This is a genomic window from Alteribacillus bidgolensis (assembly GCF_002886255.1).
Taxonomy (GTDB): domain Bacteria; phylum Bacillota; class Bacilli; order Bacillales; family Marinococcaceae; genus Alteribacillus; species Alteribacillus bidgolensis.
This window is the reverse complement of the sequence record NZ_KZ614149.1, coordinates 2,158,916-2,181,176: the sequence shown is the minus strand read 5'-3', so window position 1 is coordinate 2,181,176 and position 22,261 is coordinate 2,158,916. Positions and strand designations below refer to the sequence as shown.

The following is a 22,261-nucleotide window of genomic DNA, read 5'->3' as shown; positions in this document are numbered from 1 at the left end:
CGTATCTCTGGCCAATAAAAAAGGTGCCCCTAAATATGTGGGGACACCTTTTCATCGTTATAGCATTCTCTATAAGGGTCGAGTGTTTCTAAAATATCATTCAGCGGTTTCTGGTGTAAGAATTCGAGGGCCGGCTTTTTTGATATGCTCTGGTGCTTCCTTAAATTTTTGAAAGTTTTGTTGGAATTTAGCTGCTAACTCTTTCGCTTTTTGCTGGTAAGCCTCTTTATCTTCCCATGTTTGTTTTGGCTGAAGTACTTCGTCTGGAACTCCTGGGCAGTGTAGAGGAATATGAACACCAAAAATAGGATCCTCTGTTGTTTCCACTCCGTCTAACTCTCCAAGCAGTGCAGCTTGAATCATTGCTCTAGTATACGGCAGATTCATTCGTTTACCAATTCCGTAAGGGCCGCCTGACCAGCCTGTATTAACGAGAAATACATTCACATCATGTTGAAGAATCTTCTCTCCAAGCATTTCTGCGTACCGGGATGCTTCAAGCGGCAGAAACGGAGAACCAAAGCAAGTAGAGAACGTAGCTTCAGGCTGAGTGATGCCTCTCTCTGTACCAGCTAGTTTACTTGTGTATCCGCTTAAAAAATGGTACATTGCTTGTTCTTTTGTTAATTTGCTGATAGGAGGAAGTACTCCAAATGCATCCGCTGTTAAAAAGATGATAGCAGACGGATGACCGGCCATGCTAGGCTTCACCGTATTCGGAATGTTTTCTATTGGATAAGCCGCTCTTGTATTTTCTGTTAAGTCGGTGTTGTCATAATCTGGATGACCAGTCGTTTCATTAACATATACATTTTCTAAAACAGATCCAAACCGGATAGCGTTCCAAATTTGGGGTTCTTTTTTCTGAGATAAGTTTACACACTTTGCATAGCAGCCGCCTTCAATATTAAATACCCCGTTATTAGACCAGCCGTGTTCATCATCACCAATTAGATTACGATTAGGATCTGCAGACAAAGTGGTTTTCCCTGTACCGGACAATCCGAAAAAGAGGGCTGTATCACCTTCTGTACCTACGTTTGCTGAGCAGTGCATAGGGAGAACATCCCGTTCAGGAAGCAGAAAATTCATTACTGAAAAAATAGACTTTTTCATCTCTCCTGCGTATTCCGTACCGCCAATCAAAACGACTCGTTCTTCAAAAGAAACAATGATAAACGTTTCTGATTTTGTTCCGTCTTCAGCAGGGTCTGCTTTAAAATTTGGAGCAGCAATGACTGTAAAGTCAGCATCATGAGTTTCTAATTCTTCTTGTTCAGGCCGGATGAATAATTGTCTTGCGAAAATATTATGCCAAGCATACTCATTAATAACTTGTATGGGCAGACTGTACGCTGGATCTGCTCCGGCAAATCCGCGGGTTACAAACAATTCATTGTTCTTTTTAAGATGCTCGATTACTTTTTTATAAAGGGAGGAAAAAATTTCTTTACTAATCGGCTGATTTACAGGACCCCAATCAATTAAATTCGTAACAGATTGTTCGTCAACTATATATTTATCTTTAGGAGACCGCCCCGTATATTTTCCAGTTTCTACGCTTAAAGCCCCGCTAGAAGTCAATACACCCTCATTACGCTGCAGGGACTTTTCAATTAATCTAGATACTGGTAAATCGTTAAGAACATTTCCTCCATGAAGAAGCTCGTTTAACTCGTTTGAAAAATTAATCGTCGTCATGGCGGCAAAACCCTTTCTCTGATTAATAAATAATTATCATTTTAATTATGAATTAGTATAACACATTTATTTATTTAGTCTATACTAATTCGTGATTTTTGTTAAAAGATTTATACAAAATGTTTGTTGGTCCGTATTTATTATAATTGATAGATGATAGAAATTTTATAATGTTAAAATGAGACTAACGTAAAGGAGATGATCCAGTGACAATCACAAACACAAACAAGTCTTTTGTTGTTTTTTATGATGGAACATGCACTTTGTGCCAAAAAACGAAACAAGAGATAGAAAAATGGGATAAACATAAATTGTTAACCTGGCGTTCCATAGAGGATCCTTCTATATTTGAGGAATATTCGTTTTTAAAGGAAGATAGAATGAAGCAGGAGATGCACCTTCTTGAAGAAGATACCTATTTATACACAGGATTTGCAGCGGTAAAACGAATCTTTCAGCTGTTTCCTGCGGGAAAGAGATTCGCTTTTCTCTTCTATTTGCCTGGTGCAGACCGAGCAGGCAAGGTTATTTATAAACAAATAGCAAAGCGCCGCCACCAGCTGTTAGGAGGGGATTGTGCTTCAGGAGCTTGTAAAATACAAAGGTAATTTATTTGACAGAAGCAGTAAACTGCGTTATGATATTTCGCGAACGGATACTCTTATCCCGAGCTGGCGGAGGGACAGGCCCTGTGAAGCCCGGCAACCATCCCCGTAATATAAGGGGCAAAGGTGCTAACCTGGAAAGACGGATATCGTCTTGGAAGATAAGAGGCGAAAAAGGTGAACGTTTACTATCCCTTTTCCTCGCCATGGAAAAGGGTTTTTGTATTTTAAACAAGATTTTTCTCCTTCTCGTCTTATAAGAAGTATCAGGGTATGAGTGCCGTAATACCAAATTTGGTAAAGGAGGCAGTACACGTGGCAACTGCAGGACGGAGATTATTTACCTCAGAGTCAGTTACAGAAGGGCATCCTGATAAAATTTGCGACCAAATATCAGATGCTATTTTAGATGAAATTATAGAAAAGGATCCTAACGCTCGTGTGGCTTGCGAAACCACAGTCAACACAGGGTTGGTGCTGGTAGCTGGGGAAATTACCACCTCTACTTATGTCGACATCCCAAGGATTGCAAGAGATACATTGAAAAATATAGGTTATACTCGTGCAAAATATGGTTTCGACTATGAAACATGCGCCGTATTGACTTCCATTGATGAACAATCTGCTGACATTGCCCAAGGTGTAGATCAGGCTCTTGAAGCCAGAGAAGGGCAGATGACGGAGGAAGAGATTGAAGCAATTGGGGCAGGCGACCAAGGTTTAATGTTTGGTTATGCCGATAATGAAACAGAAGAGTTAATGCCTCTACCTATTTCATTGTCTCATAAACTATCTAGAAGACTTACAGAAGTACGTAAAAAAGAGATCGTTCCTTACTTGCGCCCGGATGGAAAAACGCAAGTGACAGTGGAATATGGGGAAGATGGAACGCCTTTACGGGTCGAAACGATTGTGATCTCAACACAGCATCATGCAGATGTAACGTTAGAACAAATCGACCGTGATTTGAAAGAACATGTGATTGAACCGGTTGTACCGGAAAAGCTACTCGATAATGAAACGAAGTATTTTATTAATCCGACTGGCCGTTTTGTTATTGGCGGTCCACAGGGAGATGCAGGTTTAACTGGACGGAAAATTATTGTTGATACGTATGGCGGGTACGCTCGTCATGGCGGAGGCGCTTTTTCCGGTAAAGATCCTACAAAAGTAGACCGCTCCGCATCTTATGCAGCTCGTTATGTAGCGAAGAATATTGTGGCAGCTGGTCTGGCGGAAAAATGTGAAGTACAGCTGGCCTATGCGATAGGAGTTGCTGAACCAGTATCAATCTCGATTGAAACGTTTAAAACAGGAAAAGTCAGTGAAGATGTACTCGCGGAATTAGTACGGGAAAACTTTGATTTGCGTCCGGCAGGCATTATTAAAATGCTCGATCTACGCCGGCCGATATATAAAAAGACAGCTGCTTATGGTCATTTCGGCCGCACAGATATTGAACTTCCTTGGGAATCTACGGACAAAGCGGGAGCATTAAAACAAAGGGCAGCTGAAGCAAAATAAAAAAAGAGCCTGTCAGCGCATTGCGTAATGGCAGGCTCTTTTTCGTGTCCTTTGCAACTTCGCTTGGCTCATTCATAAATTAAATCTTCAAACGTTCCTTTGGCATTGATTTGCTGTAATTCCTTTCTAACGATGTCAGCAAGGTGTTTTTGAGAGGTAATTTCAAATACGGCGAGCGCTTTGCTCCAGCTTTTGGTGCCCTCGTCTTGTTTACCAAGAAAAATTAAGTTTCTCCCTTTTTGATAAAGCAATTCTCCAAATACATACATGTTATTCGTATCAATGCATCGTTTTATCCCTTTTTCGCACCAAAAAACGGAACTGTCAAAGTGCTCTTGATTTGTCAAAGATTTTGTCAATGTGTAAATTAAGCGGAGTTCAACAGAAATATTTTTTATTCTTTTTAATGAATGAAAATGAGAAAGTGCTTTTTTACATATTTCGGAAGCTTTTTCATAGTCTTTTTCCAAGTCATAAAAAACAGCCAATGTATTCATCATTTCCCCTTTACGTTCGGTAAAAGAGGGATTATCATCAACAGACAAAGCTTCATTAATTACTTGAACGGCTTCCTCTGTATTCCGATCTAGGTGGTAGAGGCAGATGCTTTTATGCCATAACATATATTGTTTGTAGTAACTGTGCTGGAAAAGGGGGTTGTTTTTTTCATGCTGAAGAATAGAACGAATTTCTTCGTACTGATGATTGAACCTTAATTCTTTCAAATGCTCAAACACTTCTTCTACATAATCAGGCCTGTCCGATCGTGCTTCCTCAAAAAAATAATACATGTCTGCTCCAAGACGCTCGGAAATTTGAAAAAGGGTATTAGAGTAAGGTATGATCGTTCCATTTTCAATCTTGCTGACTTGAGCCTGTGTACATATCCCTTTAGCAAGGTCAGATTGTGTCATACTATGATATCTTCTTAATTCCTGAATTTTTTTCCCAACTCTGGAGAAATCCATATTTTTCATCCCCTCCCCGTATATGCTTATAATTATCATAATCGAAGATAACAAAAGAAGGAAGTAGAAAGTTTCGGAAAAATGAAACAAAAAGCGGTGTTAGCCAAAATTCACGTTTTTTCAACATATTTTATACTCAAATAGAACCACGACATAGTTAAACGTTAGGGAGGTGACATGCAGTATGAAAAAAGTATTGTATGCTTTTATCTTAACATTGGCTATTTTGTTTAGCACGGTTGGAGGTAACTTTGACGTTTCATATGATGATTTTGTCGTCTTTGATCTTCCGCATAAACATTAAGGACAAGCTAGTCTTTCGCACTGTTAAGAAATGATAAAATAAGTGTATCAGCAAAACTGCGGCATGCAACGTAAAGGAAATACTAACGCTGGCGGACGTACTTTTTCACGACGTAGTGGCTTCTACGTTGACTTACACGGGATGTGTTGATTTCTGCATCCGGAACAGGACGTCCATGAACTTAGCAGAAGTTCCTTTATTTACGGGTTTCCTTTGAAAGGAGGCAAGCCGAGTTTTTCCAGACTCGCCAATGGCGGGTTTTATTTTTTTTCAACAATTTCATTTGTAAATGAAAAAATAAGGCAAAATTCTGCACTATGGCTTGCCAATAAACGAGTTTTCTTGATACTTATCTAAAGATAAAGAATAAAGGAAGAAAGTATAAGTGCAACTATACCTCTGTCATCGCCTTTCAGGCTCGCCAATCGGTAAGTTTTCTTGATACTTTCTTAAGGTAAAGAATAAAAGGAGAGAGTATAAGTTCAACTACGTCTCTGCCTGCGCCCTACGGCTTGCCAATCGACGAGTTTTCTTGATAGTATTTTCCCTTTTCTACGTAAGAGTTTCGGACTCTTTGCATTTCTTGGAAGTCTTCTTCGTTAAGTTCGCGGACGACTTTTGCGGGGCGTCCGAGGGCCAGGGTTCTTGGAGGAATTGTTTTTCCAGGAGGCACGAGGCTGCCGGCTCCAATGAATGCTTCTTCTCCTATTTCAGCGCCGTCAAGAATGTGAGTCCCCATCCCGATTAGAGCGTTTTTTCTAATAATAGCGCTATGTAAAAGAACCATATGGCCAACGGTGACGTCATCTTCAAGTATAAGCGGGTTTTTCGGACTTTGATGAAGAACAGAGTTATCTTGTATATTTACTCGATTTCCTATTACAGTTGGTGCGACATCTCCTCGAATAACTGAATTAAACCATACACTGGAGTCCTCTCCAATGGACACATCGCCAGTAATTGTGACATAATCTGCGATGTATGCGGAGTCAGCGATGATTGGCGATTTTCCTTTATATGAATAAATCATGACATATCCTCCCAATTTTTCAGTAAATTCCTGTTACCTAATGTAAGTTTAGCAAAAAAAGTAGTAAAATGAATAGAGCAATCTCTTTGAGATTTAGGGTGACGGCTGGTTATTGGGAAAGGCAGGTTATGAATTATGATGAAAAATTGGATGTGTGAGCGTGCGCGCGGGACATTAATGATCATTCATGGGGCCGGAGAACATCACGGCCGTTATGACTGGGTTATTCAGTACCTCAACAAACAAAGGTTTCATGTTATTAGCGGTGACTTACCAGGACATGGAAGAACGAGAGGAAAACGAGGACACATCGATCACTTTGATCAATACATAGATGCTGTTTATGGCTGGTATAAAGAAGCAGCGTCTTATGAACTGCCTGTATTTCTTTTCGGCCATAGTTTGGGAGGACTTATCGTTATAAGAACGTTAATGGAGAAATATATGCCGGTTAAAGGGGTTATCTTATCCTCACCTTGTCTAGGCTTATACGAATACCCCAATAAATTTGCAGATGTCGCCACTAAAATGTTTCATAGAATTACGCCAACATTAACAGCTAAATCAGGTCTTCGAGCAGCACGAATCACCCGCGATCCGGATGTACGTGCGGCATATGAAAAAGACGAATTAATTACCTCTGTCGTTACAGCCAGATGGTACCAAGAAACCATTAAAGCTATGAAAGTAAGTATGCTTGAAGCAGAACGATTTCCAAATGTTCCGCTGCTTCTTATGCAGGCAGGAGAAGACTATATTGTTGATAAGCATGCATCACACCGATGGTTTAATAGGCTCGAAATATCGGATCGGGCGATGAAAGAATGGAAAGGTCTTTATCATGAGCTCCTTAATGAACCGGAACGAGAAGAAATTTTTCGTTTTATGATGAATTTCATACACCAACGACTATAGCACGCTGCAGATAATGGAGGAGGATCCTTTTGAACGTACCAACAAAAACATGGACGCTTATGTATCGAATTTTTAAAGAAGTCATACCTGAAGTACATCAAATACTTGGTGAGTGGAAAAAAAGAGCAGAGGAGATACCGAATAAAGAACTGCGAGAGCATGCGCTTGGAAGTATAAATAAAAAAGCTTTCCATTGTGAAGGTGCTGGAGTGTATGTATTGTTAACTAGAGCAGAAGTGCGCACGGAGCTTCTTAGGTTTATCATTGCATACCAGACCATTAGTGATTATCTAGACAGCTTGTGTGATTGGAGTGAATCGCAGGACCCTGAAAATTTTCGTATGCTCCATATAGCAATGAAACATGCGCTTGATCCAGCTGCGAACAAAGACGATTATTATAAATTCCACCAGGCAAAAGAAGACGGCGGCTATTTGCAGTCACTTGTAGAGACATGCCAAGAAACTTTAAATACTTTTCCAGGATTTGAAAATGCTCAAGCCGAGATGGAAGAATTATCAGGATATTACCGTGACCTGCAAGTCTATAAGCATGTTGTAAAAGAAGATAGGGAGCCGCTGCTCAAAGATTGGTTTGAGAAATACAAAGATAATCTGCCTGACATGACTTGGTATGAGTTTAGTGCATGTGCTGGTTCTACCCTCGGAATTTTCACTCTGGGAGCATATGCTTCGAGAAGCCATATAGCAAAGGTGCAGGCTCAATCTATAAAAAGTGCTTATTTCCCTTATGCACAAGGTCTTCATATTTTAATGGATTACTTTATTGATCAAGAAGAAGATCTGCGAGATGATGAACTGAATTTCTGTGCCTATTATCCTAATGAGGAAAAGCTCGTGGAAAGAGTGCGGCATTTTAAACAGCACGCAGTTAAAAGTGTGTCAACTCTTCCTGATTCAAAATTCCACTATATGATAAGCAAAGGGGTTGTTGCTATATACCTAGCGGATGATAAAGTTCAAACGAACGCTGCTATGAAATCAACAGCCAATCGTTTCATCCGATTCAGCGGTCTTCCCACTGCCTTTTTCTATATAAATTCCTGGGTATACCGACGAAAAACGAAAGCGCTGCATGGAGAATCCTAATTTATATTTACCTAATTAACAACGCAATGAAGCCGGTTCCACTTTCATTCTGGAACCGGCTTTTGTATGGATTATGTTTTTCAAACAGCTATTTTATTCCGCTCTATCTAAGACAGTTAATTTTCCGGTGTCAGGAGAAATTGCAAGGCCGTGTACAGGGGTATTTGCTGGTAATAAAGGGTGGCGTCTAATAATATCTACACTGTTTTTTACACTATCTTCTACATCGTTAAACCCATGAAGCCATTTGTCTACATCGACGCCTGCATAAGAAGCTGCTTCTATTTTTGCAAGGTCAATTCCTCTATCTTCTGCTTTATCTAAGATAGAATTGGATTCAAGCCCGGTCATTCCGCATCCATAGTGGCCTATAACAGCCACTTCTTCTGCTTGCAGTTCATATAGAGCGACAATAATGCTTCGCATAATGCTTCCGAATGGATGTGAAATCATAGCACCAGCATTTTTGATGATTTTTGCGTCTCCATTGGAAAGGTTTAATGCTCTTGGAAGCATCTCCAAAAGCCGGGTGTCCATACATGTTAAAATGACAAGTTTTTTGTCCGGGAATTTGCTCGTTTGGTATTGTTCATAATCTTTTTTTTCTACAAAGTTTTCATTAAATTCAAGAATAGAATCTAGTACAGACATTTAAATACACTCCTTTTCTCTTATATAGATAGTTTCTGAAAAGTTTGCAAAAAAGTCAAGGAAAAAACTATTTCTATATGAAATATGCTGTCATTGGAAGCAGCGAAGACTGAATGATTGTCATAAAAGAGAAAAAGAACCGCCCTCTAAAGTTAAATAGAATACAGCTTCTTACAGGGACGCTTTTTCTTTTTATTTTTTCTCTATTGCTATAATAAACGGCGGGTTGTTTATTTGATTTATAAATTCATAACGCAGCACTTGAACGGATGTTTGTTTGAGTTGTTTCGCAAACGTTTCAATGGTTTGTTTTTCTTTTTTCCCTTCTTCATGCCCGTGATAAATGACAAGGATAATCATGGAACGAGAAGGCATAATTTGTATCAGGTTAGAAACGGCTTGGACGGTTGAATCCCCCTTTGTAGTAATCGTTTTATCACCACTAGGAAGATAACCAAGGTTAAAAACAGCTGCTTTCAGGAGGGAATGCTCTTCATCTATGATATAAGATGCAGCATTTTCATGGCTGTCTAGTATTAATGAAACACGGTTTTCGAGCTGATGGTCTTTAAGACGAGCGCTCGTATTTTCTATTGCTGCTTTTTGAATATCAAAACTATACACTTTTCCGCTTGTTCCAACTTTATTTGCAAGGTAGAGGGTATCTATGCCATTTCCTGCGGTAGCATCAATGGCAATGTCACCCTCTTTTAAGCAGCGGTCCACAAGCTCACGGACAAATGGGAGAATGCCTGGCAGGATCATTTTACCGATGCTGGCACGGGTTCATAGTGCTTTCCTTGCCAGCTGTTTCTATTTTTCAATTCATCATCAATAGCATTAAGCACTTCCCATTTATTTAAACTCCACATCGGTCCGATCATTAAATCAGAAGGGCCGTCTCCAGTTAAACGGTGGACAATCATTTCAGGAGGCAGCATTTCAAGCTGGTCGACAACGAGCTTTACATAGTCTTCTTTGCTCATAAGATCGACCATTCCTTTTTCATACTGTTTTACCATTGGTGTACGTTTCAACAGATGTAACAGGTGAATTTTGATTCCTTGAACATCCAATTTCGCCACTTCCTGCGCTGTTTCTTTCATCATGTTGTGTGACTCAAGCGGAAGCCCGTTAATAATATGGGAACAAACCCGAATTCCGTGTTTTCTTAGTTTGTTTACTCCTTCTTTATAGCACTCGTAATCGTGAGCTCGGTTAATGATCATGGCAGTTCGTTCATGCACGGTTTGCAAACCAAGCTCTACCCACAAATACGTCCGCTCATTAAGCTCAGCAAGATATTCAACGACATCATCTGGAAGGCAGTCCGGTCTTGTTGCAATCGCAAGCCCAACAACATCTTCCTGTTCGAGAATGACTTCAAACAGTTCTCTCAGCTCTTCGACGGGCGCGTACGTGTTGCTGAAAGCTTGAAAATAACCGATATATTTACCTTTCTTCCATTTTTTATGCATTCTATTTTTAATCGTATGAAATTGCGTGATAAGATCATCTTTACGATCACCGGCAAAATCACCAGATCCTCGTTCCGAACAAAACGTACAGCCGCCTGATGCTACTTTTCCGTCACGATTTGGACAATCGAAACCAGCATCAAGAGGAATTTTAAATATTTTTTCACCGAAATGTTCACGAAGGTGGTAATTCCATGTATGGTACCGTTTTTCCCCCCACAAGAGAGGGACGGGTTCCTGATTTGGTTGAAGCATTATCTATCTCTCCTTAATAACTTCCTTTGATCATAATAACTCTTCGTATTTTAGCATGTTACACGTTAAAAACCCAAACGGAGAGTGTAGCATACGTGTCCGTTTTATGGCAGTGATTCAAAATGTTTGTAAAAAAGAGTTATATGAACAGCATATCGTTGGAAAGAATGCTAAAATAACAATAAACTTTTATTGCGAAAGCCTGTGAAAGTCTTGACAGAAAAATAGGAAATTCATAAAATATCAAGTATTGACAGAAAGACTCGAACTAGTGAAATAAATAGGTAAAAAACATAGAGAAGGATTAGTAATGGTGCTGCTGGGTATCAGAGAGCTGGCGGTTGGTGGAAGCTGGACAAAGGCGGCCATGAACTCCCCTTTTAGTTGCAAAGGAGAAAAAAGAGTACCTTTTGCCGTTCATCCGCGTTATGGATATGAAGAGCGGGCATGCTTTTCAAAAAGTATGTCAATCAGGGTGGTACCGCGGGAACTAATTTGGATTCGAAAACCTCTCGTCCCTAATGAAACATGCTAGGGATGGGAGGTTTTTTTTCTCGTTTGTGATACTAGCTTTTTAGTTTGTATAAAGTTGAAGGAGGTTAACATAAAATGGCGTTTTCTCATAAAGACATAGAAAAAAAATGGCAGCAATACTGGGAAAAGAATAAAACGTTTAAAACGTCAGATAAACTGGGGGAAGGACCGGATTTTTATGCACTTGACATGTTTCCGTATCCTTCTGGTTCAGGGCTTCACGTCGGCCACCCAGAAGGGTATACAGCCACAGATATATTATCCCGTATGAAACGTATGCAAGGCTTTAATGTGATGCATCCAATGGGGTGGGACGCATTTGGTCTGCCAGCCGAACAATTTGCTCTTGATACAGGGAAACATCCCCGGGAATTTACACAAGCGAATATCGAAACGTTCAAGAGACAAATTAAATCATTAGGTTTTTCTTATGATTGGGACCGCGAAATTAACACAACCGATCCAAACTATTATAAATGGACGCAATGGATCTTTTTGCAGTTGTATAAAAAAGGCCTTGCTTATATGGATGAAGTGGCTGTAAACTGGTGTCCTGCGCTTGGTACAGTACTTGCTAATGAAGAAGTAATTGACGGGGTAAGTGAACGGGGCGGCCATCCGGTTGAACGTCGTCCAATGAAACAATGGATGTTAAAAATTACCGAATATGCAGACCGTTTGCTAGAAGACCTAGAGGAACTAGATTGGCCAGAAAGCGTAAAAGATATGCAGCGCAACTGGATTGGCCGTTCTGAGGGGTCAGATGTTCATTTTGGAATTGAAGGCACAGATGAGACCTTTACGGTGTTTACAACCCGTCCTGATACATTGTTTGGTGCAACATATTGTGTATTTGCCCCAGAGCATGAATTAGTAGATAAAATTGTGACGAAAGAACAAAAAGAAGCGGTAGAAGCTTATAAAAAAGAAGTCGGTACCAAAAGTGACCTCGAGCGGACAGAGCTTCAAAAAGAAAAAACAGGGGTGTTCACTGGAGCATATGCTGTAAATCCTGTAAGCGGTGAAAAACTGCCGATTTGGATTGCTGATTATGTGTTAGTAAATTACGGAAGCGGTGCAATTATGGCGGTGCCGGGCCATGATGAACGTGACTATGAATTTGCAAAACAGTTTGACCTTCCGATTGTGGAAGTAGTGGAAGGCGGAAATCTTAACGAAGAAGCATATACAGAAGACGGTCCCCATGTAAACTCTGAATTTTTGAATGGTCTTTACACAGAAGAAGCTATTACAAAAATGATTGAAAGATTAGAAAAAGAGGGGAAAGGTAAAAAGCAGATTACCTACCGCCTTCGTGATTGGCTGTTCAGCCGTCAGCGCTATTGGGGAGAGCCTATTCCTGTTATTCATTGGGAAGACGGGACAATGAGTGCGGTACCTGATAATGAATTGCCGTTAGAGCTTCCGGAAATGGATGAATTTAAGCCGTCCGGCACAGGAGAATCTCCACTTGCCAATGCGGCGGAGTGGCTTGAAGTGACGGATCCTGAAACCGGGATGAAAGGGCGCCGGGAAACCAACACAATGCCGCAATGGGCGGGAAGCTGCTGGTATTACCTGCGTTTTATCGACCCAGATAATAACGAAGCGTTAGCAGATGAAGAAAAACTTAAACGCTGGCTTCCGGTTGATATTTATATTGGCGGTGCCGAACACGCTGTCTTGCATTTATTGTATGCACGTTTCTGGCACAAAGTATTATATGATATTGGTGTGGTACCAACAAAAGAGCCATTTCAACGTTTGTATAATCAAGGAATGATCCTTGGAGAAAACAATGAGAAAATGAGTAAATCCAAAGGGAACGTAGTAAACCCTGACGACATTTTAGAGACACATGGTGCTGATACGCTGCGTCTTTATGAAATGTTTATGGGACCGCTTGATGCTTCGGTAGCATGGTCAGAAAACGGTCTGGATGGTGCTCGCAGGTTCTTAGATAGAGTGTGGCGTTTATATACTAAAGATAATGAACTTACAACAGCGATTACCGATTCAGAAGGAAACAAAGATTTCGCCCGTGCCTATCACCAAACGGTTCAGCGTGTAACAGATGACTTTACAAACCTTCGTTTTAACACAGGAATCAGTCAATTGATGGTTTTTGTTAACGAAGCCTACAAGCAGGATAATCTTCCTCGTGCATACATGGAAGGATTTGTGAAATTATTGTCACCTGTAGCACCACATTTAGCAGAAGAAATCTGGGAGCTCTTAGGGCACACAGAAACAATTGCCTATGAAGCTTGGCCAGAGTATGATGAAAACATGCTGATAGAAGATGAAATAGAAATTGTACTTCAAGTGAACGGGAAAGTTCGAGCAAAAGCAGTGATACCAAAAGATGCTGATAAAGAGCAGATGGAAGCTATTGCTAAGGAAAACGATAAAGTACAGGAAGAAATAGAAGGGAAAACCATTCGAAAAGTGATAGCCGTTCCCGGCAAACTGATTAATATAGTGGCAAATTAATGCAAACAGCCCTATCCTTTTTTAAGGAAGGGCTGTTTTTCAATGAAACACGAACGTGTGTATTTGTGTATAATTTTGTGGATAACTCGAAGTTTTGTGAATAAACTTGTGTGTAAATCATCCGTTTATTCACATTCTATATGAAAGCGTTTTAAATAACTGTGGAAAAGCCGTTCGTTATCCACAAACGAAGCAAGTGGGTTATGCACAGAGTGTGGATAAATTAATCTGCTGCTGTTTCTGCCGCTGATTTTCCTGCTGTATAACCCGTGGAAAATGCGCAAGTTATATTAAAACCGCCTGTATAAGCATGAATGTCCAAAATTTCTCCGCAAAAATATAGTCTTGATTTAAATTTGGATTCCATCCTTTTAGGGTGAATTTCCTTAACAGATATACCTCCGCCTGTAACGAACGCATCTTCAATGGAAAGCGTACCGTTTGCTTCAAACCGAAAATCTGTGAATAAGTCTGCTAATTTTCGAAGGTTATCATTTGGTATATCTTGAAGCGAGGTGGATGGATCCATCTCTGCTTTTTCTAAAAAGAACTGAAGAAGGCGTTCAGCAGCTAAATGCTTTAATGCATTTTTACAAGCTTTTGCTCCATCTTTCTTTTTATGCTGAACCAGTTCTTGGAAAAAAGTTTCAGAATTAGTGTCTGGGTATAAGTGAAGGCCCATCGTAATGGATGTTGTTTTATGTTTTTTCATAGCCTTTACAACGAATTGACTGCATCTTAAAACGATAGGACCAGAAATGCCAAAGTGAGTAAATACCATTCCGCCTCTGTGAGTAATTATTTTTTTTCCTTTTGGGTTATACACACTTAGGGATGCATCAGACAGTGAGAGACCTTGCAGCCGTTTTTCTTTTATAAAAGGTTCAGCAGAAGTAATCGGCACTTCTGTTGGATACAATTCTGTAATTTTGTGTCCAGCCGCTTCCGCCCACGGATATCCGTCTCCTGTACTGCCGGTATGGGGAACCGATTTACCTCCGGTTGCGATAATAACAGCGTCGGCGTTTATTTTTTCATCGTCTTCCACCATAATCCCCGTTACTTTATTTTCTTCAAACAAGAGAGAAGAAACTTTCGTGTTCAAGCGGGTTTCTACGCCTAATTCCTGCATTTTATTTAATAGTGTTTTTACGACGGTAACAGCTTTATCATTAACCGGGAACATTCTGCCCATGTCTTCTTCTTTTAAAGCAATACCCATCCCTTCAAAAAAAGTGATAATGTCTTCATTGTTAAAAATAGAAAAAGGACTGTACATAAATTTTCCATTCCCTGGAATGTGGGCAATCAGTTCTTTTTGATCCATTCGATTCGTAACGTTGCAGCGCCCTCCTCCAGAAATAGCGAGTTTTCTTCCAAGTTTTTTTCCTTTATCCACAATGAGGACACTAGCCCCGTGTTCGGCAGCAGCTACCGCTGCCATAAGACCGGCTGGTCCCCCGCCTACGATTATTACATTATAGTTCATCGTCTGTTCCCTGCCTTACGTATTGATCTTTTAGATCGTTATGATTTATGTTTTCCTTTTAAGGGAAAACGAAACATTATCATGCATGATAAACTTAAATTATCATATCAAACTTTATAAAACCCGAAAATAAAGGAGGAATGAACTTGCTTCAAAAACGCACTGTTCAAACGAATCAAAGAGACGAAATGATTGATGTAACGAGAGAAGTAAAATCTTTTATTAAAGAAAAAGAGATAAACAAAGGCATTGTCATCGTTTATTGTCCTCATACAACGGCAGGTATAACGGTGAATGAAAATGCAGATCCAGACGTCAAACATGATATGCTGATGAGACTTGATGAAGTGTACCCATGGGAACACCCCAAATACAAACATGCTGAAGGTAATTCTGCTTCTCATTTAAAAGCAAGTACAGTAGGTACCCAGCAAACGTTAATTATTGAAGATGGGAATATAGTACTCGGAACATGGCAGGGCATTTATTTCTGTGAGTTTGATGGTCCAAGACAACGCACGATGTATATAAAAGGTGTAAAAGAAGCATAAAAATTGACGGGGCTGACTCAAAAGGTTTGTTTAAGGTATGAATGCGCGCACTTTTGCCCTGAGGGTAAAAGCGAGTATATTCCGTTTGTATTTTGACGAGGACAGCCCCTTCTTTTTCTTTGTGATTTTAAAGAGAAGATTAAATCCTAGGAAATATGGTAAAATTTCTTAGAAGCAGATCACTGTTTATGAATGACGTAATGATTATTGGAGATGAAGGTATGTCTGATTCAAAGTTTTTACGGGGCACGATGATATTATCGGTTTCCACGTTTTTATCTAAATTTCTCGGAATGATATATATTTTCCCTTTTGTAGCTATGGTGGGACAGCAAGGGTTAGCTTTATACCAATATGGATACCAGCCATACACAATTTTATTAAGTTTAGCCACATTGGGCGTTCCAATGGCGGTTTCTAAATTCGTGTCAAAATATAACGCGCTAGGTGATTTCAGGACAGGCCAGCGTTTGTTTCGTTCCGGCCTCTTTTTTATGACGATTACAGGATTTATTGCGTTTTTACTATTGTTTTTCCTCGCACCAGTGATAGCAGGATGGATTATTTCAAACCCTGACGACCTAAATGGAAACTCGATAACAGATGTAGTGTTTACAATTCGGATGGTCAGTGTAGCATTGCTTCTTATTCCGGCAATGTCAGTATTTCGCGGCTATTTTCAAGGGTTTCAATCTATGGGGCCTACTGCGGTCTCCCAAGTGGTTGAACAAATTGTTCGTATTATCTTTATTTTGACGATGGCCTTTGCAATTTTATACATATGGGAAGGCGAACTTGGAACAGCTATTGGTTTTGCGACATTCGGGGCCTTTATCGGAGGACTAGGAGCATTAGCGGTGCTGCTGTTCTACTGGAAAAAGCGAAAATCCTTGATCCAAAAGGAAGCAGAGGAAAGCACTGCTGACTATAATATTACACTGCCTTCCATGTACAAAGAACTGATTTCCTATGCACTGCCTCTTTCTTTTGTTGGTTTGGCTATACCGCTTTTTCAAATGGTGGATTTGTTCACTTTTAACAATGCTTTAATGGCAAGTGACCAGTATTCTCAGGGAGAAGCAGAAATAGCTTATGGTGCGTTTGCAGGATCTGCTCATAAACTTATATTAATCCCGGTAGCTGTTGCGACAGCAATGTCTGTTACATTAATTCCGACGATCACAAATTCGTTTACTAATCAAGATAAGCCATTATTACAACGTCAGATTACCCAGACGTATCAAGTGATTTTATTTCTTTCTATCCCTGCAGCCGCTGGCTTATTCATACTGGCCTACCCAACTTTTGCTGTTTTGTTTGGATTGGAAGATGTGAAAATAGGAGGGTATGTTCTTCGTTATTACGCTCCTGCGGCTGTGTTATTTTCACTATTTTCGGTTACTGCTGCGATTTTGCAAGGTATAAACCGCCAGCGCTATGCTGTTTTTTCGCTCGTGATAGGGTTAGCGATAAAGGGGGTAACAGCCTATACTTTTCTCTATACTATGGGGCCTATCGGCGGGAGTTTTAGTACAATTGCAGGTTTTGGCGCTGCTACAGCTTTTAATGGTTGGGCGATTGGAAAATTTGCTGCTTTTCAATACGGAAAAATCCTGAAACGTACAGCGTTGATAATGTTTTTTACCGTATGCATGACGGCTGCCGTACTCGTTGTGAAAGAAGGAGCATTAACGTTGTTTCCGCTGACATCATGGAGAAACGCTTTGTTTGTAGAGTTATTTAGTGTTATTGCAGGGGCTGGCTTATACTTCATTTTAAGCGTAAAGAGCGGACTTGCTGGTATTGTACTTGGAGAACGGTTTTCTATATTGAAAAAACCAAATTAACGAAACGTTTCTATATCCTCTTTTTTCTAGAGGGGGATGATGGTATAATGTAACAACTATGAAACAAAGGAAATTATCCCCTTTTACCGGGAGGAACCATGATACGTAAACGATACAAAGATTATGATTGGTGGTTGATTGGAGCAGCAATATTTCTAAGCATGTTTGGAATCATTATGATTTATAGTGCAAGTTTTCCTCTTGCCATTGATCTTTATGAAAATCCTTCCTATTTTTTTGTAAGACAGCTTATATGGTTTGGAACAGGGAGCATATTGCTTTTATTCTTTATGCATTTTCGGTATTCTTATTTGAAAAAACTATCCCCAGTCTTTCTTCTTGGTTCCGTCCTCATCCTTGTGTTAGTACTCGTGGTCGGGCGGGAAGTAAATGGGGCAAAAAGCTGGATTGCATTTGGATCATTTAGCATTCAGCCCGCAGAATTTGTAAAACTTGCCGTTATTATTTATTTAGCCCAAGTATATTCTCAAAAACAAGCCTATATTAATAAATTTATCAGTGGTGTGATTCCACCGCTCGTTGCGGTCGTTTTCATATTTTCATTAATTATGCTTCAGCCGGACCTCGGAACAGCAGCGGCTATTCTGATGACTTCGGGAATTATTGTGTTTCTATCCGGAGCAAAGATAAGGCACCTTGCCGTTCTTGCAGGACTTTCTTTTGCTGTTATCAGCTATTTTGCGATTAGTGAACCATATCGAATACAACGCTTAACTGCTTTTCAAGATCCATTTGAAATGGCAGAAGCAGCTGGCGGTGGTTATCAGCTCATTCAAGCATATGTTGCCTTTGCTCATGGGGGATTAACAGGTGTAGGTTTAGGACAAAGTGTACAGAAAATGCATTTTTTACCGGAACCGCATACGGATTTTATTTTGGCAGTTATCTCAGAAGAACTTGGTTTTATAGGGATTGGATTTGTATTGATTTGTTTAACGGTTATTGCCTGGCGCGGCGTACTTATCGGGGCACGCAGTACACATACGTTTGGTACATTGCTTGCTTTTGGTCTCGTGTTTCAATTGGTGTCTCAAGCAGTGGTAAATGCCGGGGCCGCGACAGGATTGCTGCCGATTACAGGTCTGCCATTCCCATTTGTAAGTTATGGAGGATCTTCGCTGCTCGTATCTCTATCAGCTATTGGTATTCTAGCAAATATATCTAGAGTAAATAAAATGGAAAAAAGGTCAAAAGTAAAAACAGAGGCAGCTTAATGAATAAGGAACGTTGTCCCATTCCATAAGGGCAGCGTTTTTCCCTTTTTATACTTCGTGATTTTTAACTTTGTTAAAGGATCAAAGTATAAGAAAAGACTAAGGCTTCAAACCATTTGAACTTGGCGTCAAGCCGAGTTTTTAGAGCTGTGTTTGGAAGGAGCAGTAATACATGCTAGTAGCCGGTTATGGAAAACTTGTTAAAATGATTATTACTTTAAATCAGCAGCAGCAAGTATTTAACATTTACAATCGAACGGCTGAAAAAGTCCATGCAGCTGCAGGGAGAGATGAACGGATTCAATACTGTTCTCCTGAACATTTTCATAGATTTACCAATGTATTTCTTGCTTTGCCGCCAGAGGGATGTATTACTTTTTTGAGAAAGTTTGCCCATTTATTTCACCCAAACACTGTTTTTTTTCACACGGCAACAAGCTTACATGCAAACAAACTTAAAGAAACAGCGCCTTATCATCACATCATCCCGGCTAAGTTTGCAGGACATGCCAATCAGGCAGTTCGGGATAAAAGCGGAGGGACATTTGTTGTTCCTGACAACGTTAAGAAAGAACGTACCACATTAGAGTCGTGGCTGGGAGATGCCTTTAACGTAGAAGTTGGTACAGAGGATATGGTGAAAAAAGCAAACCAGATAGCTGTTGAAGAAACGATGAAGCTTGCGGTGCAGCTAGAAGAACGTTTAGAAAAGGCAGGAGTGTCGAAACCTATACAAAAGGCAGTATTTGCTCAAATACCAGCAGGGGTTCTTCATGCTCATTTAGAAGGTACACACGGTGCGTTTGCCAGGCAGGTGCTCGAGCAAATGGAACATCGTAAAGGGGACAAAGAAAATGAGAATAGATAAATTATTGGCCAATACAGGATATGGTAGTCGAAAAGAAGTGAAAAAGCTCTTGAAGCAAGGGGCAGTAGAAATTGGCGGTAAAAAAGTTAAAAGCGGAGCAGCGCAAGTAGACCCAGATGCCGAAGAAGTTATCGTTTTAGGTGAGGTACTGGAATATAGAGAATTTATCTATCTTTTAATGAATAAACCGCAGGGCGTTATTTCAGCAACGGTAGATGAGATGCATGAAACCGTACTTGATATTTTGGAATTTGAAGATGCGGTGCGGGAGCCTTTTCCTGTGGGGCGTTTAGATAAAGATACAGAAGGACTGCTGCTTCTAACGAATGACGGTAAATTTGCACATGCGTTAACATCCCCCAAAAAAGGAGTTACGAAAACGTATGAAGCTATTATCAATCAAGAAGTGACAGAAGAAGATATTTCGGCTTTCTCAAACGGAGTGGTTCTTGAAGATGGGTATCATACGAAACCGGCAGATCTACAAGTAAAAGACCATGCAGCCACTGAAATTTCTTTAACGATTACGGAAGGTAAATTTCATCAAGTGAAAAGAATGTTTGAAGCAGTTGGGAAGAAAGTGTTGTTTTTAAAAAGGATTTCTATTGGAAGTCTTACACTCGATGAAACACTTGAACCTGGTGAGTATAGAGATATGACCGAGAAGGAAGTAAAAGAGCTGCTTCAAAAAGCATATACAAAAAACGAAGGGGTTACTTAATAGCAGAATCTGCACATATCAAAGAGCTGTCCAAATATGGAACAGCTCTTTGTCTTTTGTTCATTATTCTTTTAAGATGCTTTTACTTTTTTCCTAGTTATTGTCCATTTCCCCCTTGACGGACTATGCACGAGGTGATTGTATTCCAGGACGTTCAGATCGCGCTGAATCGTACGCTGGGTGATTCCGAATTCGTCAACCAGTTCCCTTGTTGTCACCGTTCCTTTCTCTTTAATATAAAGGTAAATGGATTTTACACGGGTGATCATTCGGTCGGTTGAAGTCCTCAAAAAACCACTCCTTAGCAATAATTGATAGGTGAGTATAGTTATGAAACGATACTCCCGGGGCTTAAATCTGTATAGACTGCATGAAATAACATTGACAGGTACACGATTCAGCAAACAATTCAAAATGTATAAAGGAATGGTGCTGTATTTAATAGTATGAATAGCCAGAGTGGAAATGATACAACTTATAATAATTTTTAACCTATCAATGGCCCCATTTATTAATTCGTATTGTACAATAATTTCAAACAATTAGCAAAGCACAGGATTTTGAAATGGAGTAAAGTTAAGGAAAAAGAGAAAAGAAGAAAATAAACTTAACAAAAATATATAAAAGAACATTCTTTTTATCCCAAAAATAAAGGATTTTTAAGGGACTGTAGCGCTGTGATCCTTCCATCGGTAAGGACAACGTAAATGATCTATTGATATTGTAAAAAAAATAAATTTTTTGTAAAAAATAAAATGGTAAAGCTGATCTCCCACAATCACAAATGCGGAGCAGCTATTTTTTACGTGAAATGTAACTGTTTTCACCTTTTTCTATGAGATAATGAAGGAGAGTATGTCTTAGCTGGTCATATTAAAACAGCCGTCCCATGCCTGTTGAGACAACTGTATTGGCTTGTTCTATTGTTCACTTTCAAAGTCAAAAAGGTCGGTCGATAAATAACGTTCGCCGGTATCACAAGCAATGGCCACTACGGCTTCGCTTTGTGACATGTGTTTGGCAGCTTCCATTGCCGCAAAGCAAGCTGCACCAGATGAAGGGCCAACCAATATCCCTTCTTCTCTTGCCAGGCCGTGTGTTGCTTCATAAGCATCTTCATCTGTAATTTTATAAATTTTATTGTAGACATCTTGGTTTAATACAGGTGGAATAAAACCTGGACTTGTGCCCACCAATTTATGAGGGCCGGGCTTTCCGCCTGAAAGTACAGGAGATCCATATGGCTCTACTACAAATACAGGAAGATTTGGATAATACTTTTTAAGTTCCTCCCCGGTTCCGGTAACCGTTCCGCCTGTTCCTGAGGCTGCAACAAACGAACCAAGCGGTTTGCCGACCTCATCCATTGCTTCTTTAATTTCTAAAGCTGTTGTCTTGCGGTGCGCGTCAGGATTTGCTTTATTTTCAAATTGCATCGGCATAAAACTGTTTGGAATTTCTTTTACAAGTTCATGAGCCCGTTCAATTGCCCTAGGCATTTTTTTATGTCCAGGTGTAAGTTCTACTTCTGCTCCGTACGCTTTAAGTAAATTAATTCTTTCGTTTGACATGGAATCTGGCATGACTAGGATGGAGCGGTAGCCGCGAGCAGATGCGTTCATAGCCAGGCCAATTCCCGTGTTTCCGGAGGTTGGTTCGATGATGATAGAGTCTGGAGTGAGCTGGCCTTCTTTTTCCGCTTGAACAATCATATTCTTGGCTGCTCTATCTTTGACACTCCCGCTTGGGTTTTGGAATTCTAATTTAAGATAAACGGCTGCTCCTTTTGGATCAGGAAGACGATTTAATTTTACTAATGGCGTTTGTCCGACAAGATCTGACATATTGTTTACTACTTGCATGTATGGTCACTTCCTTTATTTATTCCTAAATCACTTTTTAAATTTTATCTTAACACACGTATTTTTAGACTGTTAGCAAAGGATAAAAATTTATTCGTAAACAGTACAAGCAAAACGGCTG

General features: G+C 40.0%; 19 protein-coding genes, 1 riboswitch and 1 other annotated feature. Of the genes, 10 read left to right on the top strand and 9 right to left on the bottom strand.

Going from position 1 to position 22,261, the window contains the following annotated elements; all coding sequences use genetic code 11:
- Positions 1-96 precede the first annotated feature (96 nt).
- The gene (pckA, locus tag CEF16_RS10870; protein ID WP_091581548.1) at positions 97-1,701 is read right to left on the bottom strand and encodes a phosphoenolpyruvate carboxykinase (ATP); all 1,605 of its coding nucleotides are present in this window, start codon (positions 1,699-1,701) and stop codon (positions 97-99) included.
- Positions 1,702-1,907: 206 nt separating this feature from the next.
- Between pckA and CEF16_RS10865 the strand changes: the two genes are divergently transcribed.
- Together CEF16_RS10865 and metK are read left to right on the top strand one after the other, a co-directional pair.
- Positions 1,908-2,309: a thiol-disulfide oxidoreductase DCC family protein gene (locus CEF16_RS10865; RefSeq protein WP_091581551.1), complete on the top strand. Its 402-nt coding sequence runs from the start codon at positions 1,908-1,910 to the stop codon at positions 2,307-2,309.
- 50 nt (positions 2,310-2,359) lie between these two features.
- Positions 2,360-2,474, top strand: a riboswitch (SAM riboswitch).
- A 147-nt stretch (positions 2,475-2,621) separates the two neighbouring features.
- Entirely contained in the window at positions 2,622-3,830 is a 1,209-nt protein-coding gene (gene metK, locus CEF16_RS10860; protein WP_245917834.1) for a methionine adenosyltransferase, read from the top strand.
- A gap of 68 nt (positions 3,831-3,898) precedes the next feature.
- Here the strand turns inward: metK and CEF16_RS10855 are convergent, their stop codons facing one another.
- Both CEF16_RS10855 and CEF16_RS10850 read right to left on the bottom strand, forming a co-directional pair.
- Positions 3,899-4,807, bottom strand: coding sequence for a helix-turn-helix domain-containing protein (locus CEF16_RS10855; protein WP_170031818.1), 909 nt, complete (start codon positions 4,805-4,807; stop codon positions 3,899-3,901).
- Between the two features lie 800 nt (positions 4,808-5,607).
- Positions 5,608-6,132, bottom strand: a complete 525-nt coding sequence (locus CEF16_RS10850; RefSeq protein ID WP_091581559.1) for a gamma carbonic anhydrase — start codon at positions 6,130-6,132, stop codon at positions 5,608-5,610.
- Between the two features lie 135 nt (positions 6,133-6,267).
- Between CEF16_RS10850 and CEF16_RS10845 the strand changes: the two genes are divergently transcribed.
- Together CEF16_RS10845 and CEF16_RS10840 are read left to right on the top strand one after the other, a co-directional pair.
- Positions 6,268-7,047, top strand: coding sequence for an alpha/beta hydrolase (locus CEF16_RS10845; RefSeq protein ID WP_342750470.1), 780 nt, complete (start codon positions 6,268-6,270; stop codon positions 7,045-7,047).
- Positions 7,048-7,076: 29 nt separating this feature from the next.
- Complete coding sequence (locus tag CEF16_RS10840; protein ID WP_091581562.1) at positions 7,077-8,156, top strand: tetraprenyl-beta-curcumene synthase family protein; 1,080 nt, start codon at positions 7,077-7,079, stop codon at positions 8,154-8,156.
- 93 nt (positions 8,157-8,249) lie between these two features.
- Here CEF16_RS10840 and CEF16_RS10835 read toward each other — a convergent pair whose 3' ends face one another.
- The 3 genes from CEF16_RS10835 to mnmL form a co-directional block, all read right to left on the bottom strand.
- Entirely contained in the window at positions 8,250-8,807 is a 558-nt protein-coding gene (locus tag CEF16_RS10835) for a beta-class carbonic anhydrase (protein WP_091581564.1), read from the bottom strand.
- Positions 8,808-8,999: 192 nt separating this feature from the next.
- Positions 9,000-9,572 (bottom strand): tRNA 5-(aminomethyl)-2-thiouridylate-methyltransferase MnmM, encoded by a 573-nt coding sequence (mnmM, locus tag CEF16_RS10830; RefSeq protein WP_091581567.1) that lies wholly within the window; start codon positions 9,570-9,572, stop codon positions 9,000-9,002.
- On the bottom strand, positions 9,569-10,540 hold the full coding sequence (gene mnmL, locus CEF16_RS10825; RefSeq protein WP_091581570.1) for a tRNA modification radical SAM protein MnmL/YtqA: 972 nt from the start codon (positions 10,538-10,540) through the stop codon (positions 9,569-9,571). Before mnmL ends, mnmM begins: the two co-directional genes overlap by 4 nt.
- A 285-nt stretch (positions 10,541-10,825) precedes the next feature.
- Positions 10,826-11,063: a binding site (T-box leader), on the top strand.
- Between the two features lie 86 nt (positions 11,064-11,149).
- Between mnmL and leuS the strand changes: the two genes are divergently transcribed.
- Entirely contained in the window at positions 11,150-13,567 is a 2,418-nt protein-coding gene (leuS, locus tag CEF16_RS10815; protein WP_091581575.1) for a leucine--tRNA ligase, read from the top strand.
- 223 nt (positions 13,568-13,790) lie between these two features.
- Here the strand turns inward: leuS and CEF16_RS10810 are convergent, their stop codons facing one another.
- The gene (locus CEF16_RS10810) at positions 13,791-15,056 is read right to left on the bottom strand and encodes a BaiN/RdsA family NAD(P)/FAD-dependent oxidoreductase (RefSeq protein ID WP_091581578.1); all 1,266 of its coding nucleotides are present in this window, start codon (positions 15,054-15,056) and stop codon (positions 13,791-13,793) included.
- A gap of 140 nt (positions 15,057-15,196) precedes the next feature.
- Here CEF16_RS10810 and CEF16_RS10805 point away from each other — a divergent pair, with 140 nt between their 5' ends.
- The 5 genes from CEF16_RS10805 to CEF16_RS10785 all read left to right on the top strand — a co-directional run bounded on the left by CEF16_RS10805 (position 15,197) and on the right by CEF16_RS10785 (position 20,278).
- Complete coding sequence (locus tag CEF16_RS10805; RefSeq protein WP_091581582.1) at positions 15,197-15,607, top strand: secondary thiamine-phosphate synthase enzyme YjbQ; 411 nt, start codon at positions 15,197-15,199, stop codon at positions 15,605-15,607.
- 188 nt (positions 15,608-15,795) lie between these two features.
- Complete coding sequence (locus tag CEF16_RS10800; protein WP_245917832.1) at positions 15,796-17,454, top strand: putative polysaccharide biosynthesis protein; 1,659 nt, start codon at positions 15,796-15,798, stop codon at positions 17,452-17,454.
- A 98-nt stretch (positions 17,455-17,552) separates the two neighbouring features.
- Positions 17,553-18,689, top strand: coding sequence for a putative lipid II flippase FtsW (gene ftsW, locus CEF16_RS10795; protein ID WP_091581584.1), 1,137 nt, complete (start codon positions 17,553-17,555; stop codon positions 18,687-18,689).
- A 172-nt stretch (positions 18,690-18,861) separates the two neighbouring features.
- On the top strand, positions 18,862-19,557 hold the full coding sequence (locus CEF16_RS10790; protein WP_091581586.1) for a hypothetical protein: 696 nt from the start codon (positions 18,862-18,864) through the stop codon (positions 19,555-19,557).
- Entirely contained in the window at positions 19,544-20,278 is a 735-nt protein-coding gene (locus CEF16_RS10785) for a pseudouridine synthase (RefSeq protein ID WP_091581588.1), read from the top strand. Before CEF16_RS10790 ends, CEF16_RS10785 begins: the two co-directional genes overlap by 14 nt.
- A 71-nt stretch (positions 20,279-20,349) precedes the next feature.
- Here CEF16_RS10785 and CEF16_RS10780 read toward each other — a convergent pair whose 3' ends face one another.
- Both CEF16_RS10780 and cysK read right to left on the bottom strand, forming a co-directional pair.
- On the bottom strand, positions 20,350-20,568 hold the full coding sequence (locus tag CEF16_RS10780) for a DeoR family transcriptional regulator (RefSeq protein ID WP_091581591.1): 219 nt from the start codon (positions 20,566-20,568) through the stop codon (positions 20,350-20,352).
- 630 nt (positions 20,569-21,198) lie between these two features.
- Entirely contained in the window at positions 21,199-22,140 is a 942-nt protein-coding gene (gene cysK / locus CEF16_RS10775; RefSeq protein WP_091581594.1) for a cysteine synthase A, read from the bottom strand.
- Positions 22,141-22,261 lie beyond the last annotated feature (121 nt).